This window comes from Paenibacillus sp. FSL P2-0089 (assembly GCF_038595095.1).
GTDB classification, from domain to species: Bacteria; Bacillota; Bacilli; order Paenibacillales; family Paenibacillaceae; genus Paenibacillus_AQ; species Paenibacillus_AQ silagei.
In genome coordinates, this window is sequence record NZ_CP152006.1 from 7311667 (window position 1) to 7328220 (window position 16554).

The following is a 16554-nucleotide window of genomic DNA, read 5'->3' on the forward strand; positions in this document are numbered from 1 at the left end:
GATTACATCCGACCCGCACACCCCAGCACTCGCCCAATGTGATCGGTTTTCCGATTACATCCCGCCCGAACACCCAGCACTCGCCCAATGTGATCGGTTTTCCGATTACATCCCGCCCGAACACCCAGCACTCGCCCAATGTGATCGGTTTTCCGATTACATTGGGCGCACGTGCAAAAAAGCTCTTCCTGCCCCCAGCGGGACAGGAAGAGCTTTTACCTTTGTACTCACACCTTACCTCGGCTCTAATCCTAGCCTCTACACACCATCTGCCCCATTCAGATATTGACCCGGCCGGTCCAGCTCATAAAGCTTGCGGTAACGCGGCTGCCGCTCCATCAGCTCGGCATGGGTGCCGCGCATCTCCACTTGGCCGTTCTCCATGAAGATGACCTCGTCCATCTGCTCGGCGCCCACCAGATGATGCGTGACCCAGATCAGCGTCTTGCCGGCCATTGCCTCGAACATCGTGGCCAGCAGCTCGCGCTCCGTGCGCGGGTCGAGGCCAACGGTTGGCTCATCCAGCACAACCACCGGCGTATTCTGCAGCAGAATACGGGCCAAGGCCATTCGCTGACGCTCTCCGCCGGAGAAGCGCTGCCCCGCCTCGCGTACCGGAGTATCATAGCCCTCCGGCAGCGAAGAGATCAGCGTATCCAGCTTCGCCAGGGCTGCCGCCTGCTGGACCGCTGCCTCCGAAGCCCCCGGGTCCCCGAGCCGGATATTGTTCGCCACCGTGGTGTCGAACAGATGCGGGCTCTGGTTCAGCACCGCGATGAGCTGCGGAATCCGCTCACCGTAAGCCGCAGCATCGATCCCGTTAATCGTCACGGAGCCGATGGTGGGCGCAATCACGCCCTGCACCAGCTTGAGCAGTGTCGATTTACCGGCTCCGCTGCGGCCGATCACTGCAACCTTCCGCCCCTGCGGCAGCGCAAGATCCAATTGCTGAACAGAGAAGTCGTCACCTGCCGCATAGCGGTAGCCCGCCGACTTCAGTTCAATCTGAACCTGTCCGCTGGCCTTAGCCGCCTGCAGCGCAGCGGCAGCCTGAGCTTCCGCTCCGGCACTCCCAGCAGCAGTTCCCGCGCTAAGCGGGGTATCTCCCGCTGCGGCTTCCACGCCCTCCAGCCGCTCCAGTGAATTCCGGTATTGCGGAATTTTCTCCACAGCCTCGGATACGGGCAGGAAGGCATCTGCCACCGGGAAGACCACCAGCACGAACGCCGCAATCAGCGTTCCGGCAATCGCCCCTTCAGCATACTGTCCAGCCGCCCAGTATAACAAAGACAACACAGCCAGGCCGACAACGGCCTGCCCGATGAACATACGCAGCCGTGCCCAGCGCCGCAGCGAACCGTCTATGCGGGCAACCGCCTGCTCGTCCGCTTCGTACGTATCGACGAATTGGCTCTGCCGCCCGCTGATGACCCAGTCACTTAAGCCCAGCACAGCATCGGTCAGCTTTTGATACAGCCGGTTGCGCTCCTGCTTCACCTGACGCTGACGCTTCTGGGTCAACAAGAGGGAGATCAGGGGTAATATGACTACCAGCACCAGCATATAGAGTCCCATAAGCAGAGCAAAGGCCACATCGAACGTCCCGAGCGCAATCATTGCCGCTGCATAGATCAATAGCGCGATAATGCTCGGAAAGACCGTACGCAGATACACATTCTGCAAATATTCGATATCATCGGCAAGCATACCGAGAATATCCCCGGTACGGAAGCGCGAAGACAGGAACAGCGCCTGCGGCTCCAGCATATGGTACAGCCGGACCCGCATCTTCGACAGAATGCGCAGAATCGTGTCATGTCCCACCAGCCGCTCCACATAGTGAATAACAGCCCGGCTGGTCCCGAAGGTACGCACACCAACAATGGGGACATAGATCATCAGTATATTTTCCGGCGGAATCGAGGCCTTCGAGATCAGGAAGCCGGAGGTGTACATCAGCGAAGACGCTGAGAAGATCGTCAACGCGCCCAGCAAGATAATTAACACGAACCGCCAGAAGTAGGCAGAATAATAGGGAGCAAACCATCCTTCACGTTTCAATGGATTCCCTCCAATTGACTTTGAATAAGCTCATAATAAGCACCCCTCCGCGCAGTCAGCTCGTCGTGTGTGCCTATTTCAGCCACCCGTCCCTGCTGCATAACGACAATCAGATCCATGTCGATCATCCAATGCAGGCGGTGTGTAGCCAGGAATACCAGCTTGCCTTCGAACAGGGGCAGCATCGTCTCCTTCAGCTCATATTCCGTCTCAATGTCCAGATGGGCCGTCGGCTCATCCAGCAGCATGATGGGGCGGCTGCTCAGCAGAGCGCGGGCCAGAGCCACTCGCTGCTCCTGTCCGCCGCTGAGCGAACGGCCGCCGCCGCCGATCATTTCGTTCAATCCCTCCGGCAGCGAGGACACCAGCTTCGATAAACCTGCCGACTCCAGCGCGGCAGCTACCGCTTCCTGCGAAGCCTCAGGATAATAGAACCAGACATTATCAGCCAGAGTGCCGCTGAAGATATACGGGCGCTGCGGAATATAAGCCGTCTGCTTCCGCCACCCCTCATCGGTCAGCGCACTGACCAGGCTTCCATTGATCGTAAGGCTTCCGGAGGTTGGATGAAGGAAGCCGCCCAGAATATCTACAAGCGTAGACTTGCCTGCCCCGCTCTCCCCGATAATACCGATTCTGGCATATCCCCTGAAGTCGAGATTCACCCCTTCGAGCGAGGATACACCGTCAGCTTCATATTGTACGCCCACCGCATGAAGCCGAAGTTCACTATCATTGTTCCACGTGAAAACGCCTCCCGGCAGCTCTCCTCCATCGCCCTTCACCGCTCCCTGCCCACCCGGCTCCAGCAGCTTCGCCTGGACCGTCTCACGGTCAATAATGCTCTTCATCGCTTCTCCGGCTTCCTTGCCGTCCAGTGTGGCATGGAAATCTGCACCCACCAGCCGCACCGGCAGGAAATATTCCGGCGCGAGAATCAGGATCGTCAGTCCGGTAACCAGCGTCATCTGCTCATTGACCAGACGCAGACCGAGACTTACCGCTACCGAAGCGACAGACAGCATGGTGAAGAAGTCCAGTGCGAACGATGACAGGAAGGCGACTCGCAGCGTACGCATGGTTGCTGAACGGTAGCGGTCACTGACCTTAGCAATACTCTCACTGTGGCTGCGGCTGCGTCCAAGATATTTCAGCGTCTCCAGACCGCGCAGCGAATCCACGAAGTGATTCGATAAGGTACGGTAGGACTTCAGCTGACGGTCCATCTGCTTGCGGGCCGTCATCCCGATCAGGATCATGAATACAATAATGATCGGCATCGTTAAGGTAAGAATGACACCGCTGGACGTATCCAGGGTGAATACATAGATAAGCAGCAGAGCGGGTGTTACCGCCATACCGACCATCCGCGGAATAATCAGCTCCAGGTATGTGCGGAACTTCGTTACTCCTTCAAGCACTAATGTGACCATATTTCCGGTCCCCCGGTCGCCAGCCAGCCTTGGTCCCAGCTGGAACAGCTTGTCCATCATCTGTCTCCGCATGCTGCTGCCGGTCGCTTCCGCGAAGCGGTACGCCGCCCGGCTCATCAGCATAGCGCAGGCATGACGCACAAGAAACGCAAGAAGGAACAAGAGCGCTCTAGCCCCTTGTTCCTTCAGCGGTTCTCCCGCAAACAGCGCAGAGACAGCTTCTGCCAGCGACTTCGCCAGCAGAAGAATGGAGAAGCTTTGCACCAGGGTCAGGAAGCCAACCAGCAGAAAGACAGGCTTAACTCCTTTGTACCCAAGCAAATTTTTATCCATTAGTATTCAAGATGCTCCTTCTCATGAACCCGTTTGTGGAAGATGAAATAACTCCAGATCTGATAGCCCAGCACGAACGGCAGCAGGGTCAGCGCTACAATCGTCATCACCTTCAGCGAATATTGGCCGGAGGCCGCATTCGTAATCGTCAGGTTGAATGCCTGATCCAGCGAGCTGATCATCACCCGCGGGAACAGTCCGATGAAGATCGATGCAACAGACAGCGCCATCACAGCACCAGTCATCCCGAAGGCATAGCCGTCCTTCTTCTTAGTCATGAAATACCCGGCCAGCAGATAAGCGGCTACAGCGAGAACGACTACAATCCACAGCAGCGTTCCGCGTTTATCGAAGATATCCGTCATAGTATATGTCATTACAACGAAGGCTACCAAGAGCGCCGCCAGTGGAATCAGCAGCTTCTGGGCCAGCTTACGCGCCCGTTCCTGCAGATCTCCAAGCGTGCGGAGCGTAGTGAACATCAACCCGTGCACCAGACACAGCAGGACAACCGTAATCCCTGCAACCACTGTATAAGCATTGACGATATCGAAGAATCCGGCATACATCTGCATATCCTTGTCGATCGGCAAGCCCTTGATGAAGCTGGCGAATACCACGGCGAGCAGGAACGGCGGTAGGAAGCTGCCGAAGAAGATGCAGACATCCCATGTTTTCTGCCACGCCTTGGAATCGCGCTTGCCTCTGAATTCGAAGGCGACACCACGGGCGATTAGCGCCAGCAGAGCAAATACAAACGGAATATAGAAACCGCTGAACAGCGTAGCATACCAATGCGGGAAGGCCGCGAACATGGCACCGGCACCCGTAATCAGCCATACCTCATTCGCATCCCAGAACGGCCCGATCGAATTGATCAGTATCCGTCGCTCCGTATCATTCTTGGCCAGAATCTGCGTCTCCATCCCTACACCGAAGTCGAAGCCTTCCAGGAAGAAGAACCCGACGAACAGCACCGCAATCAGCAGAAACCATAATTCATTAAGTGACATAGGTTAGCCCTCCTTGTTATACGGATCGTGGGATTCACCGTGTTCGTTATCCATAGCATAAGGACCTTTTTTGATCACTTTGACGAACAGGCCGACTAGCACTGCACCCAATATGGCATAGATCGCGGTAAAAGAAATCACCGAGAACAGTACCTGTCCGCTGGTAATATTAGGTGATACACTGTCTTCTGTAGTCATAAGTCCGAATACAGTCCATGGCTGACGCCCGATCTCTGTCATAATCCAGCCGGCCGTGTTGGCAATCGGCGGAAGCAGCAGTCCCCAGAACATGAAGCGCATGAACCAGGTATTGGGTCTGTCCATCTTTTTACGCCACATCAGGTAGATCGCGTATACCCCAAACAGTATCATCAGCGAGCCTGCAGCCACCATGATCCGGAAGCTCCAGAAGGTTGTTTTGACCGGCGGAATATAATCTCCTGGCCCATAGGCCACTTCATACTCCTGCTGCAGCTCCAGCATCCCCTTCACTTCACCGGAGAATTTACTGTAGGACAGGAAGCTCAGCAGATACGGAACCTGAACTTCATTGCTGTTGGTCTGGTTCTTCACATCGATATTGGCAAACACCGTCCAAGGTGCCGGGTCGCCGCTCTCGCCCCACAGCGCTTCGGATGCGGCCATCTTCATTGGCTGTGTCTCTACCAGATATTGAGCCTGTGCATGTCCTGCAACCGCAACGCCGAAGGAAGAGATAACCCCTACAATTGCTGCAATCTCGAATGATTTTCGGAAAAAGGCAACGTCCTGCTTCTTAAGCAATTTGTATGCACTGATCCCTGTTACCAGGAAGGCGCCTGTAGCGTAAGCGGCAAGCACTGTATGCGGAAATTCCACCAGCAGCTGGCCGTTTGTAATCAGTGCGAAGATGTCATTCATCTCAGCACGGCCATTGTTAATCTGGAAGCCGACCGGATGCTGCATGAACGAGTTAGCCAGCAGAATCCAGAATGCCGACAGCATCGTTCCGAAGGCGACCAGCCAGATGGATAACAGATGAATCCGCTTGGATACCTTATCCCAGCCGAAGATCCAGATTCCGATGAACGTGGACTCCAGGAAGAAGGCCAACAAGGCTTCAATCGCAAGCGGAGCCCCGAACACATCACCGACGAAGCGCGAATAATCCGACCAGTTCATCCCGAACTGGAACTCCTGCAAGATCCCTGTTACTACACCTACTGCGAAGTTAATCAGGAATAGCTTCCCCCAGAATTGCGCCATTCTTTTGTACTCTTCATTGCCCTTTCTTACGTACATGGTCTCCATAATGGCAATTATGAGCGCAAGTCCGATCGATACTGGCACAAAGAAATAATGAAAAATTGTCGTCGACGCAAATTGTATACGCGACAGCAGTACTGTATCCATGTTTCTCCCCTTCCTTCTCCCCATTTCGTTATGTCTATTTTGTCAAATTCCCATCACTCAAAGTGTGATAATTATCACATTATACGCCCCGTTTAGGCATAAAAAAACAATAAATTTGTGACAAATATCACAATTTTGCATTTAAAAGCAAAAAAAATAAGACGGTTTCACCGTCTTGAAGATGTCCTGCATATATAGTTGTCTTGACTCATAAAGGTATTGGTCTAGGTAATGGAAATACCTTTCTTAAGCGATTTGAGATCGCCATTTGAATTAAGCAATTGCGGCAGCATCTTCATGCTACGAACCATTGGGGAATGACAGAGACGGCAGGAAGGCGCATGTTCAAATGCGAAATTATCCCTCATCCATCCATTGCAATCCTCATTGGTACAGGCCCAAATTGCGGTATTTTCTTCCGGTACTTCCTCCAAAGGCTTTTTCCGGTAGTTCATTGCCGTTCCTCCCTTCCTTTATGTTGCAAGCAAGTGATGATAAAAAAAGACCGTCCCAACTTTCACAAGCGGGGACGGTACCTTCTATTAATTACAGTTTTACAACGTTTTCGGCTTGTGGTCCGCGGTTGCCTTGAACAACGTTGAATTCAACGCGTTGGCCTTCGTCCAAAGTTTTGAAGCCGTCGCCAGTGATTGCGCTGAAGTGAACGAATACGTCGCTTCCGCCTTCAACTTCGATGAAACCGAATCCTTTTTCTGCGTTGAACCATTTAACTGTACCTGTTTGCATGTGTGTTACCTCCACAAATTTAAATTAATATGTTCTTTTTATCTTCAGACAAAGAAAAAATTCACACATTGAGAAAGGTTGTAGCTTTGGTTGACAGCCCTTTTCAATGCGAGAATAAGGTATCAATGTAAGAACAATTTCATGTTACCACACCTTAATAACAAAGGCAAGCTGTTCTATCCTAATTCCTCCGTTTTTTCCCTTATAAGGACTACTTCCCAATGTAAGGGCTACCAGTCATAATAAATTGTAATATTTATACCCATTGCTACCAATTACCCCATTTATTTATTCTTGAAACAGCCCCGCCCTCTTCTTTTTTTCCTGAAAAGGACGGCTTGAACTGTTTCCGTAATCGTGACTGCCTCATTATTATATACGGCCATTTCCAATTTTATTCCTCTGGCTTCTCAAGAAGCTGGACTGTGGTCTGCTTCACTTCACCATTGCGGTAGAAGGTAATCTTCAGCTTATCGCCGATCTTGGTATGATCGTACAGATATTTGCGCAGCGACAGCGTGGAGGTAATCGGCTTATCGTTGAACTTGGTAATCACATCGTTAAGCTGCAGACCCGCTTCCTTCGCCGGTCCCACAGCATCCAGAACCACAACCCCATCGGTCACTAGAGACGGAAGATTGAGCTCCTTACGCTGGTCATCGGCCAGCGGTACATAAGGATTATTCAGATCCACTGAATAGACGCCCAGGTATGACCGGGCTATCCGGCCTTTGGAGGTAAGCTCATTGGCTGTATCCACCACATGATTGGAGGGAATCGCAAAGCCCAGTCCCTCTACCCCCGTATCGGAGATCTTCATCGTATTGATACCAATCACCTTGCCGTCCAGATCCACTAGTGCGCCCCCGCTGTTGCCCTCGTTAATGGCCGCATCCGTCTGGATCACTTCCTGCTCCCAATCGTACACGCCGTCCTGGTTCAGTGACACCGGTATCGTCCGCTCTGTGTAGCTGACAATGCCGGAAGTCAGTGTATCTCCAAGCCCCAGCGGGTTGCCGATGGCAATGACAGTCTCACCCAGACGCAGCTTGGAGGAATCCCCGATCTCAGCAATCCGGTCGATTCCCTTGCCGTCAATGGAGAGCACAGCAATATCGCTCACCTTGTCGGCACCTACCAGCTCCGCCTTGTGTGTCACGCCGTCTACTGTAACCACTTCCAGCTTGCCGGCACCCTCAATGACATGATTATTCGTGATGATAAATGCCTTATTGTCATCCTTCTTATAGATAACTCCCGAGCCTAGCGCGGATTCATCGAGAATATTAAGTTCCTTATTATCTTGTTTATGATTAATGATGCTCACTACCGCGGGGCGGATATGTGCAGCAGCCTGAATAATCCGGTCATACGGATCTGCGCTGCTCGCAGCCACCTTATCAATAACCACCGGAGCCTGAGCTCTCTCAGCGGCGAACTGTCCCGTTACCAGACTGAACAGCAGCACAGCCGCTACAGCACTGCAGACAGAGCTGATCAGCGAGATCTGCCAGGTTGCCAGCGACCGCTTCGATTTGCGGACAGCCCACTTGCCGTCAGCATATCCGCCGGTTGATTTAGATTTGCCGCTTTTGCGCCGTGACACCTTGGTTGAATAGAAATCATCATCAAATAATCCCATGTTACACTCTCTCCCCTCTATTGCCACCGCATTCACGACCTGAACGCCAAGCAACCACGCCCGAGCTTAACCGCTATATCTCTTAGACTTCACGAAGTACTAAAAGGTTTCACTTGATTTATTCACCACATTCCAGTGGGTTCTAAGCGCAAGGGATGTCTATTATTCTAATAAGCTACTAAAAAGTTTAACAGCTTGTATCCGGAATATTTTGCAACTTAAAAGACTACAATAGGATTAGAACGCTCTATATGATTGTATCACAGGCAGCCGCGCTGCCCACATGTTTTCTATGTTAAATAAATGTAAATTATTCACAGCTTCATTACTATCCATTTCACAAGGAGGGCCGGACTATGGAGTCTTTTTCAACAAGTAAGGATCTGGTGCAATTCATTGGCAAGCTGGGGGACCTGAAGGATGAGCATTATCAGCTGATTCTTGTCCAGCATGCAATGATTGAGCTGTTAATTGATAAAGGGCTATTCTCCCGCCAGGAGCTGGAGCACAAGATTACCGAGGTTGACCGTCTTATGACTGGCTCACCTTATCCCATGGCGTAGGCCGGTCATAGTAGGTGTCGCAGAGCCTGAACTCACTGTCTTTGTAAAAGCAGCCCCGGTCTTCCATCGCCCCGCGCACGGACATCTTCGCCAGATCCATCATATTATGGTCTCTGCTCAGATGTGCCAGATAGGCGCGCTTGGTCCGCCCGCTCAGAATCTCGCTGAGCGCTGCGCCTGCCGCCTCATTGGACAGATGCCCCAGATCGCCGAGAATCCGCCGCTTCGTATTCCAGGGATAACGCCCCATCCGCAGCATTTCGATATCATGATTCGACTCCAGCACCAGCACATCGGCATCCGATATGGCCGTTCTCACCTTGTCGCTGACATAGCCGAGGTCTGTAGCAACACACAGCTTCTCCTTGCCGTCATAGAAATTGTAAGCTACCGGCTCTGCGGCATCGTGGGAGATGGCGAAGGATTCCACCCGCATACTGCCGAAATCCCGGTGCTGCCCGGTCTCCATAATGACCCGGTTATGCTCCTCAATCTTGCCAATCCCCTTCTCAATCGCTCCCCAGGTGTTCGAATTCGCATAGATCGGAAGATTATATTTGCGGGCCATCGCGCCCAGCCCCTTAATATGATCCGAATGCTCGTGGGTCACAAGAATTCCGTCCAGCTCCGCTCCCGTCAGTTCGCGCATGGCCAGCAGCTCGTCAATCCGCTTCGCGCTCAGACCCGCGTCGATCATAAGTGTGGTCTCGCCGTTACGCACCACTGTCACATTCCCGGTAGAACCGCTGGACAGTACTGTAAATGAAATCCCCATATCTCTCCTGCTCCTTCTACTCTGTTGTCTTCGGACTGATAATGTCCGCACTGATCGCATCCATATAATAAGCGCTGCCGTCCTCCAGCATGAACCGCCACATCGGTGAAGCCACCTGGCTCTCGGAGTTGAACAGCTCGCCGTAATAGCCCAGCTCAATCTCCTTCACTGCAGAACCCGCAGGAAAATACTTCTCGATCAGACTGCTAAGCGCCTGCGAAGCCGGGAGCACCTTCTGCAGATCCTCGCTCCGGCTTGCTGCGATCTCAATCTTCGGCCAGCGGTAGGCCACAATCTTCTGGTCACTGTTAATCAGCTCCAGCCGCACTCTGAACAGAGACCACTTGTTATCCACCAGCGGATGGAGGACGAACTTGCCGACCTCACTCTCCTGTGAATCGAACCGGTAATTGGCAATGTCGGGAATCTGGCTCTTCAGCAGATTGCTAAGCTCCGAGAACGAGGAGTACATCAGCTTGCTGTCGATCGGCGCCTTAAGCTTCACAGGCAGTTCATTCTGCTCTTCGGCCGAATAACGGTATGTGATATCAGGCAGCTGCGGAGTGGCAGCCGGAATCGGGCACAGCAGCCGGATGTTCTTCTCCTCCATCACCGCCTGAGTCTCTGCGGACAGGGAAGTGAAGTCAAGTCCCGCACTGACCTGATCGCGCACATCGATCCATAGCTGATAGCACAGCAGCAGATTCAGCACCAGAAAGGCATATATCAATACACTCTTGGCCCTTCCCCAGTCCATAACGTCCCTCCTCGAATCGGTATTCTGTCCGCTTGGCTTAACTCCGCCCTAATTCAATGTAAGCTCACTGCCATCGCTAAGCGTAACCCGCCAGACGGGATGAAGCTGCAGCTTCTCCCCGGCCAGCGCAGGCATATAGGCAGGCGTAAGCTCAATGATCCGCAAGGAGCTGCCGAGCTGCGCCAGCCGCTGCTTCAGCAGTTCGCCGCCGGGCAGCTCGACAATGGTCTTCTCAGACTTCTCCTCATTCGTATACATCAGGGAGCGCTCATAGGAGGAGACCGTTCCCTGCTGGAGCTCCAGATGAATTACGCCATACTGAAGCTGCGGATTGCTCATGATCGGATAGGAGCCGGACGGATAAGCGCCATAATATTGTTGAAAAGAAACCTTGCGGTCCTGCCGGCCCTCCTCCGTAGCAGCCAGCCTGTAGGTTCCGTTCCAGCCGCCATGGTTATTGACGAATTCCACCGCCTCCAGCGCATCCTTTGCCGGTGTGCTGTCGCCATCCGGCAGTGCAGCCGGGTCGCTATAACTCATCCAGTTCTGCTCCTGGTCCACCTGCAGGCTGCGTTTGCTGTCCGTGTAAATTTTGGAACCGTCCTTCTCAGGAATGTATCTTGTATTGCCTGCATCGAAGAACAAATTGCTTTGCATTTGCTCAATGGTATACATACCCGCTGGCATCACGACTTTAACCAGCGGAACATCCGCCTCAGGGACATAATACTCACCGTTCACGGCTGTATACAGAGTCAGATTCTTGCCGAAGTCCACATGCTGCTGCACATCCTGAACCGTAAGATCGGCCTTAGCCGCCTCGTACACAATATCCCCGCGTGTGCTGAAGAAGATGACATGGGCTTTGGAGTCATTTTTGATATTGTAGATCCAGATCCGGTCAATGCTCTCCCCCTCGAACAGCGAATCCGGCGAGATCTGCATGACCCGCTGCAGCAGCGTTACCGGAATGCCTGCCCCGAACGACAGCTCAATGCCCGGATTCTCGCTGCGGATCTTGTCCCAGTCGAAATCCTGTACGGACCGCCGCTGGAAGCTCTCGAAGCTGCGGCCCTTCAGGCGGTTCATAATCAGATTATAGAAGGTGGAGCTGGGGTAGAACAGCGTATGCTTGTCCCCGCCCATATGAATAATCATTTTATCGGGGTAGAGCAGGTTCTCCACCTTTTCCTTCAGTCCCATATTATCCGTCTTCACATATAAGGTCTTCGACAACACTGCCGAATCACTGCCGGGCAGCCTGTAGATCAGGTAATAGCTCTCCACGAGACTTCCGAGTATAAGCAGGACCAGCATCCATGACTTGATTCTCTCCTTCACGCCTCACTCCCCCTTTGCTTCATCAAAGGCAGTGTGAACGTGACCAGCGAGCCCTCATTCAGCTCTGATTGCAGGGAGATGGAGCCGCCGTGGGCTTTGACAATTTCCCGGGCAATGGACAGCCCCAGACCTGTTCCGCCCATGTTCCGCGAGCGTGCCTTATCCACCCGGTAGAAGCGTTCAAAGATGCGCTCAATATCCTTCTTCGGAATCCCTATACCGGAGTCGCGGACAGACACGGCCAGCATGCCGTCCTCGCTCTTATGCGCCTCCAGCTGGATTGTCCCGCCCTCTGGCGTATACTTGAGGGCATTGGAGACCAGATTGCCCAGCACCTGATCAATCTGGTCGCGGTCCAGCCAGGCTGTAGCGACATCCTTACGCACCCTGGTGCTGATGTAAATCCGCTTCTGGCGGATCTGGAAGGAGAAGCGGTCCGCCACATCCTCCAGCATCTCGGTGATATCCGTCTGCTGAATGCGCAGGCTGGATTCCTTAGAATCAAGCCGCGACAGATGCAGCAGATCCGTAACCAGCCGGATCATGCGCTCCGTCTCATTACGGATAACGCCGACGAACCGCACGGCAAGCTGCGGATCTTCAAGTGCGCCGTCATCCAGCGCCTCCGCATAGCTCTTGATCGTCGTAAGCGGCGTCCGCAGCTCATGCGACACATTCGCCACGAACTCCCGGCGGGACTCCTCCAGATTCTCCTGCTCCGTAACATCCTGCAGCACCGCAATCGTCCCGGCGATCCGTCCGCCTTCGCGGCGGTGAATCGGGGTGAAGGTCACCCGCACAATATTGGGATCCTCGCCGACTATAGGAGACAGATGGAGCATAGCAGACTGGGGAACGCCCTGGGTCACCGAGACAGACTGCTCAGGCTCCAGACCCAACAGCCCGCCAAGCGAGGCTCCTGCCGGAAGCGGTCCTTCCGCACCCAGCATCAGGGCAGCGCGCGTATTCATCAGAATCACCGCGCCGCTCTCGTCTGTGGCTACGACACCGTCACTCATGTTGGCGAGAATGGACGACAGCTTCTCCTTCTCCTCTTCGTTCTGCAGCAGCGCCTCGCGCAGCCGGTCCGTCATATAGTTGAAGGCCTGGCTCAGCTGGCCAATCTCATCATTGCCGAACACAGGAACCTTCCGGTTGAAGCGCCCTTCGGCCACAGCCGTGGCATGCTTGGTCATCTCCTTAATCGGATGTGTGATCGTATGGGCCAGAATGACACCCAGTACGGCCGTCAACGCCAGCGCCAGCAGCAGCCCCGAGAGGAACACACTGTTAATCCGGCTCATGGTGGCATATAAGTCTTTCATATCGGCAGCTATATAGATGGCGCCTACCACCTTATCACCGGAAATCACCGGCTTCGCCACTACCTTCTTGCGCACATTATCATCAGCGATGATATATTCCTCATTATCGCTGATGCCCTGCAAGGCGCGGCTGACCACGGTCTGCGTGTTCCGCTGGCCGACATAGTCATTCTGCGAAGGGATTGAGGTGGTAATAATCTTGCCGCTCGCATCCAGCACCTGAATTTCTGCACCATTGATATACAGATTGTTCACCATGCCGCGCAGGCTCTCTACCGCCGATTCCTCATCGGCTGTTCCCGTCTCACTGCCGAATTTGTCAGCGGTGAGGATCGAGAGCATCTCGGCCCGGGCCTTCAGGTCCTTGGTGAAGTTATCCGTCAGCGAGTTCTTCATCGAGCTGACAAAGTATACGCCGATCAGCTGCATCGCAATCAGAATCAGCAGCACGTAGATTACGATAAGCCTGGCCTGAATCGTCCGGAAAAAGGACAGTGCCTTCATTACAACCCTCCGTTTTTGGGGCTATGCATCAAATAACCGAGTCCGCGCCGGGTATGAATATACTCCGGCTTGCTGGGATTCTCCTCAATTTTTTCTCTGAGCCGGCGGATGGTCACATCCACCGTCCGCACATCGCCGAAATATTCGAAGCCCCACACCGCCTGCAGCAGATGCTCCCGGGTCATTACCTTGCCCGCATGGCGGATCATATAATAGAGCAGCTCATATTCACGATGTGTCAGATCCAGCGGCTCACTATCCTTGTAGACCATGTACATATCCGTATCAATGAATAATCCGAAATGATAGACACCCTGCTTGCTCTCCACTGTCTCACTCGGCGCTTCCGACGGGGACGGCTTATGCTGGCGCCGCATTTGGGCCTTAACCCTGGCCAGCAGCTCACGTGTACTGAACGGCTTGGTCACATAATCATCCGCACCAAGCTCCAGACCCAGCACTTTATCAATCTCCCCATCCTTGGCGGTAAGCATAATGATAGGAATATCCAGATGGGCAGAGCGCACCTCACGGCAGACATCCATTCCGTCCTTGCCGGGCAGCATCAGATCCAGCAGCATCAGATCGGGGCGTTTGGATAGAGCCAGCTCCACCGCACTGTTGCCGTCGAAGGCGCAGATGACCTCGTAGCCCTCTTTTTCCAGATTGAATTTCAATATATCAGCAATAGGTTGTTCATCATCCACTACAAGAATCGTTCCCATTTGCATATGCTCAGCTTCACCTTTCTAACGATACTCGAAACCCTGATTCCTTTATTTTAACATACCTGCCTTAGCGTCACATCTATATAAGATGCCAGTTCAAAGAGAAATAAAAACCGCCCGAAATGATCCGGACGGCAGAGAAGAATTATAGAATGGTGGTCTAGCTCTTATCCATTACTTCAGGTATTTCATTGGATTGATGGCCGTCCCGTTCTTGCGGATCTCGAAATGCAGATGCGTCCCCGTCGAGCGCCCGGTGCTGCCCATGATTCCGATGGGGCTGCCCTGTCCCAGCTTCTGTCCGGTAGAGACCGAAATACTGCTTAAATGCCCATAGTACGTAACGTATCCGTTGTTATGGTTAACGATCACCACATTTCCGTACCCGTTCTGCACACCAGCGAAGCTGACCGTCCCAGCGTCCGCAGCCTTGATCGTGCGGTTGCCCGATACCAGATCGACTCCCTTGTGTGTGCGTCCCCAACGCTCGCCGTAGCTGCTGGAGATCATCGCTCCGCTAACCGGCCAGGCGAACATTCCTGTTCCTTCACCTACAACCTTGGTGCCGGAATAGACCACTTCAGGCAGAGAAGCCTTCACTACGCTCTGGCCCAGCCACTCCTCCTGAACCACCTGTCCGTTCTCTTTGGTCAGCCTGTACTTCATCGTTTTGAGCCCGGTTTGTCCGGGGCGGACTACCTTCCGCTTGCCTGCCGGCAGCTGGTCACTCTTGCGGATAATAACCTCAGGCTCCGTGACCACCTCTTCAGTTACCTGTTCTACGGTCACGACCGTTAGGTCAGGCTGTGGCACTGTTAGCTGCAATTCATCCCCAATCTGCAGACTAAGCTCCTTCACCTCGGGATTATTGCGGAAAATCTCCGCCTGAGTGATATTGAACCGGGAAGCAATAGCGGAGACTGTGTCGCCTTCTTGAACCGCATAGCGCAGCGGCGCCTCCCTGCCTTCGGTCAGCACCTTCACTGCCTCTTCTACACTAAGCACCTTATTGGGATCTGCCTTCACCGGAACAATATTAACTTCCTCCCGGATCTTGACTGACTCCACCTGATCATTGGCGGCTGAACCAGCCGCTCCCGCCTTGGCCGCTGTCTTCTTCAGCTTCGCACCCGTAGCTGCCGCCTTCTGCGGAGCGTAATGCGACTTAACGGCCTGAAGCACCGCCGCCGCCGTCTCCTGATCCTTCACAATCCCGAGTGGTTCACCGTCCACAGCCAGTTGTACGCCTACGGCATAAGCCTTGAGCATACCATCCAGCTTGTCCAGTGTAGCCTCGCTGTTAATCTCCGGCTTGTAAGCCCGCTGGGCCTCGGTCGTAATACCGCCGGTCTGTAGCACCATCACAGAGTCAGGATACTTGAGCTGATATTCCCGTCTCTTCTCCTCGAACAGCTTGTTCAAATCCGCCTGCTGGTTCAGCGCTCCAATCTCCTCACCGTTCACCAGCACTTTGTAATAGGTTACTGTATTCGCTGCTACCTGCTTCTTCTGTGCCCCCACCAGGAAGGTGGTCAGCAGAACCAGACCGGCAGAAGCCAGTATCCATGAACGCCGGCGGCGGGATTTCATCTCCGGCTGAAAGACACGGGATTCACCCGAAGTCATTGCATCCTTACCTTGTTCACCTGCTGCACCAGATCCTGCGGATGCTTCTGCACGGTTCCGCAGGTTCCCCATCCGGCGTATAAACTTAAATCCTTTCATGAAACTCTCCCTTTCGGCTGTAAAAACAAGAATGTATATGCTTCGCGCATCCGATTTGCATGAGTACGAATATGACTGTATGACGCATACGAAAAAGGTTACAAAATATTAACCCTTATTAGTCCTTTTTTACTGTACCATAGCCTGAAGAAAAATTTCAACTTTGCTCCCATAGCAAAACCCGCCAATTTCGCGGGTTTATTCCCAAAATATGC

General features: G+C 53.3%; 14 protein-coding genes. 1 reads left to right on the forward strand and 13 read right to left on the reverse strand.

Features of this window, described 5'->3' with window-relative positions; genetic code table 11:
• Positions 1–258: 258 nt before the first annotated feature.
• From cydC to NST69_RS31250, 7 genes are all read right to left on the reverse strand, one after another.
• On the reverse strand, positions 259–2061 hold the full coding sequence (gene cydC / locus NST69_RS31220) for a thiol reductant ABC exporter subunit CydC (RefSeq protein WP_342548029.1): 1803 nt from the start codon (positions 2059–2061) through the stop codon (positions 259–261).
• A complete protein-coding gene (gene cydD / locus NST69_RS31225) occupies positions 2058–3827 on the reverse strand; it encodes a thiol reductant ABC exporter subunit CydD (protein WP_342548030.1) in 1770 nt (589 codons plus the stop codon). The genes cydC and cydD overlap by 4 nt, the downstream gene beginning before the upstream one ends.
• On the reverse strand, positions 3827–4840 hold the full coding sequence (gene cydB / locus NST69_RS31230) for a cytochrome d ubiquinol oxidase subunit II (protein ID WP_036728016.1): 1014 nt from the start codon (positions 4838–4840) through the stop codon (positions 3827–3829). The genes cydD and cydB overlap by 1 nt, the downstream gene beginning before the upstream one ends.
• Positions 4841–4843: 3 nt before the next feature.
• Positions 4844–6232: a cytochrome ubiquinol oxidase subunit I gene (locus NST69_RS31235; protein WP_209879254.1), complete on the reverse strand. Its 1389-nt coding sequence runs from the start codon at positions 6230–6232 to the stop codon at positions 4844–4846.
• A gap of 224 nt (positions 6233–6456) precedes the next feature.
• A complete protein-coding gene (locus NST69_RS31240; RefSeq protein ID WP_036699797.1) occupies positions 6457–6687 on the reverse strand; it encodes a cold-shock protein in 231 nt (76 codons plus the stop codon).
• 91 nt (positions 6688–6778) lie between these two features.
• A complete protein-coding gene (locus tag NST69_RS31245) occupies positions 6779–6979 on the reverse strand; it encodes a cold-shock protein (RefSeq protein ID WP_019914582.1) in 201 nt (66 codons plus the stop codon).
• Positions 6980–7373: 394 nt separating this feature from the next.
• The gene (locus NST69_RS31250; protein WP_036728019.1) at positions 7374–8621 is read right to left on the reverse strand and encodes a trypsin-like peptidase domain-containing protein; all 1248 of its coding nucleotides are present in this window, start codon (positions 8619–8621) and stop codon (positions 7374–7376) included.
• A gap of 356 nt (positions 8622–8977) precedes the next feature.
• On the opposite strand from NST69_RS31250, the gene NST69_RS31255 reads away from it, so the two are divergent.
• Positions 8978–9184, forward strand: a complete 207-nt coding sequence (locus tag NST69_RS31255; RefSeq protein WP_209879260.1) for a hypothetical protein — start codon at positions 8978–8980, stop codon at positions 9182–9184.
• Here the strand turns inward: NST69_RS31255 and NST69_RS31260 are convergent.
• From NST69_RS31260 to NST69_RS31285, 6 genes are all read right to left on the reverse strand, one after another.
• Complete coding sequence (locus tag NST69_RS31260; RefSeq protein ID WP_036699804.1) at positions 9153–9959, reverse strand: MBL fold metallo-hydrolase; 807 nt, start codon at positions 9957–9959, stop codon at positions 9153–9155. The two genes, NST69_RS31255 and NST69_RS31260, sit on opposite strands and share 32 nt — an antisense overlap.
• A 16-nt stretch (positions 9960–9975) precedes the next feature.
• Positions 9976–10716, reverse strand: a complete 741-nt coding sequence (gene yycI, locus NST69_RS31265) for a two-component system regulatory protein YycI (protein ID WP_342548031.1) — start codon at positions 10714–10716, stop codon at positions 9976–9978.
• Positions 10717–10764: 48 nt separating this feature from the next.
• Entirely contained in the window at positions 10765–12057 is a 1293-nt protein-coding gene (gene yycH, locus NST69_RS31270) for a two-component system activity regulator YycH (protein ID WP_342548032.1), read from the reverse strand.
• A complete protein-coding gene (walK, locus tag NST69_RS31275) occupies positions 12054–13886 on the reverse strand; it encodes a cell wall metabolism sensor histidine kinase WalK (RefSeq protein WP_342548033.1) in 1833 nt (610 codons plus the stop codon). Before walK ends, yycH begins: the two co-directional genes overlap by 4 nt.
• The gene (yycF, locus tag NST69_RS31280; protein ID WP_036728027.1) at positions 13886–14617 is read right to left on the reverse strand and encodes a response regulator YycF; all 732 of its coding nucleotides are present in this window, start codon (positions 14615–14617) and stop codon (positions 13886–13888) included. Before yycF ends, walK begins: the two co-directional genes overlap by 1 nt.
• Positions 14618–14788: 171 nt before the next feature.
• Positions 14789–16339 carry a M23 family metallopeptidase gene (locus NST69_RS31285; protein WP_342548034.1) on the reverse strand — a complete coding sequence of 517 codons (1551 nt, stop codon included), beginning with the start codon at positions 16337–16339 and terminating at the stop codon, positions 14789–14791.
• Positions 16340–16554: the final 215 nt, after the last annotated feature.